The 2,917-nt window shown below is 44.8% G+C and carries 2 protein-coding genes; both read left to right on the top strand.

The genetic code is table 11. The features are described from left to right. Positions 1–219: hypothetical protein (locus tag AC805_RS26440; protein WP_055076457.1), on the top strand; the 219-nt coding region annotated here is incomplete at its 5' end. Further along, the coding region (locus AC805_RS16705) for a filamentous hemagglutinin N-terminal domain-containing protein (RefSeq protein ID WP_055076456.1) at positions 209–2,917 on the top strand (2,709 nt) is incomplete at its 3' end. The genes AC805_RS26440 and AC805_RS16705, both read left to right, overlap by 11 nt.

Here is a 2,917-nt window from a genome sequence, read left to right as displayed (position 1 = left end):
GCATCTCTTCGCAATCCTAATAATCTCGCAACTACAAGCCAGTCCGATAATTCGGCAACGCCCATTGTGGAAGCTACGGGTTGGCGATTAAATGCCAAGGGTGAAGTCGATCTCTATACTACTAATAGCGCGATAAGAGAAGCAACCGTAACAGACTGTGCGGGATTCTTAGCGATCGCACCAAAGCTTTTTAAAGAGGTAATTTCCAATGAATTTTAGTCAAAGACTATGGTGGTGGTATCCCAGCTTTCTATTTCTATTTATAGAGATGGGAATGGGGATGCTTTTACCCACAAATGTTAATGCACAGAGCGTGAAAGCCGATGGCACGCTGTCTACTACAGTTACCAGTCCAGACAATCTCAACTTTACGATTACCAATGGCAATCAGCCCAGTAATGGAGTAAATCTATTCCATAGTTTTAGCCAATTCTCAGTACCGACAGGAGGTTCGGCAACTTTTAATCTGGTTAATACACCGAATATTAAGACGATTTTTAGTCGGGTGACGGGAAGTAATGTTTCCAACATTGATGGCTTGATTCAGACCACAAATAGCCATAATCCCGTAAGTTTGTTTTTGCTCAATCCCAATGGAATTATCTTTGGAGCCAATGCAAGGCTAAATATCGGCGGATCGTTTGTCGGAACGACAGCCAATAGCGTCAAGTTTATTGATGGAACAGAGTTTAGTGCGGTGAGTACTAATAACCCACCATTGTTAACGATTAGTTCGCCAATTGGGTTAAACATGGGAGCCAATGCAGCACCAATAACCATACGGAGCAATCTCACCACAGGAGCGGATCTAATACTGGAAGGTGGAAGCCTAGATTTGCAAGGACAATTGATCGCAGGGAGAGATATTACCTTAAAAGCACAGGATACGGTAAAAATCCGAGATACTGTCACAACCCCATTCCTCGCTCAAGCAGGAAGGAACTTGATCGTTCAAGGAAATCTGAAGATTGATATCCTAGCCTTAAAGCATAGTGGTGGAGCATTACGCAGTGGGGGAAATCTGAGCTTGATCAGCAATGGAAATATTTCTGGGGATGCCCATTTCGTCAGTGGGGGAAATGTTTTATTTCAGACGCTAACAGGCAAGCCAGGCAAGTTTGTCAGCCTATTCGACCCGATCGTTTATGCCAATGGGGATGTGGTATTTGGAGACTATACAGGCGTAGCCCTGAAGGTGGAAGCGACGGGAAGCATTGAGGGAGGGAATATTTACATTACGGGACCCGATAGCACCATTCCCAGTAGCGACCCAGATTTTATGACTCTCACGACTCAGCCTGCGGCGATTTTACGAGCAGGGGTGACAACTTTACCTACATCCAATTTACCCCAATTGGGAGTGGGAATATTACACACCAATTTTACGACGGGGACAGTGGCGGGATTGCCTGCTGGTAGCATTAGGGTTGCCAGTATTAACACTTTCAATTTTACGGGTGGGGATGGGGGTTCCATCATTCTGAAGGCTACTGGGGATATTGTAACGGGAGCTTTGTCTTCGTCCACTGTTGGCGATGGGGTGAATGGTGGTAACATCACCATTCTTGCCAATGGCAATATCTCAATTAATGGTAATGCGAACTCGAGCACTTCTTTGACAGGAAATAGTGGGAAGGGAGGCGATATCACGATTGCCACGACTAATGGCAATCTCTCTTTTAATAATGGATTCTTATATTCAGGAGCAAATGGCTATGGTACAAATACAATAGCAAATGGAGGTGCAATTAGCCTTTCCGCAACTAACGGTAATCTCTCTGTCAATGGATATGCAGATTCATCAACATTTAGCGTAGGTACAGGGAAAGGAGGTGCAATTAGCCTTTCGACAACTAACGGTAATCTCTCTGTCAATGGTTATTTGGTGTCTAATTACAACGGTGATAATGGTAATGGAGGCAATATTACCCTTTCTACGACTAATGGCAACCTTTTGACCCAAGGTGGTTATATAGACTCTGATGCCTTCTCAAATAATAATAGTGGCAATGGAGGCAATATTACCCTTTCTGTGAGCAATGGCAATCTTTCCAACCAGAGTGATTTGTACTCCTATTCCTACGGATTATTGGATAGTGGCAATAGTGGTCATATTAGCCTTTCTGTGAGCAATGGCAATCTTTCTAACCAAGGGCAGGTGTACTCCTTAGCCCTAGGGAATAGTGGCAATAGTGGCAATGGCGGCAATATTACCTTTTCCGCGAATAATGGTAATCTTTCTAACCAAGGGCAGGTGTACTCCTTAGCCCTAGGGAATAGTGGCAATAGTGGCAATGGCGGCAATATTACCTTTTCTGCGAATAATGGTAATCTTTCCAACCAGAGCGATCTGTATTCCTCATCCATTGCACAGGGAGGTAATAGCGGGTATGGCGGTGACATCAATCTAATTGCCCCAAAAGGGGATATCTTCGGCAATATGAGCAGTCTATATACTTTCTCTGCTGCGCCTAATGGAACATCTAGCAATGGTGGTTCGATCGGATTGGAAGCCCAAAATCAGATATCTGGACTGACATTACTAACGACATCCTCTTCTGCTCAGGCAGGGTCGGTGTCGATTTTGGGACATGGGAATTTAGCGATCGCCGATACCGTGGTTTTCACCAGTAAACAGGTTTCTATTTCCACTCCATTTACGGGAGTGATTAATATCTCAACCAATGGCACAGGACGTTCGGGGGATGTCAATATCAACAGTTTGGGCAATCTCACCCTCACCAACAGTCGCATCGAAAGCGATACCAAGGGGCTGGACTCCGCTGGCAATGTCTCCCTTACGAGTAGCGGCTTGATTCGCTTTGACAATAGCCAAATTACCAGCAGTACCAGCAATGCAGGACTGGCAGGCAATATCAACCTCAAGGCTAGCCAAGGTATTGATATCGGCAACAAT

The sequence above is a fragment of the Pseudanabaena sp. 'Roaring Creek' genome, assembly GCF_001402795.1.
GTDB lineage: Bacteria > Cyanobacteriota > Cyanobacteriia > Pseudanabaenales > Pseudanabaenaceae > Pseudanabaena.
This window is presented reverse-complemented; position numbering and strand designations above follow the sequence as displayed.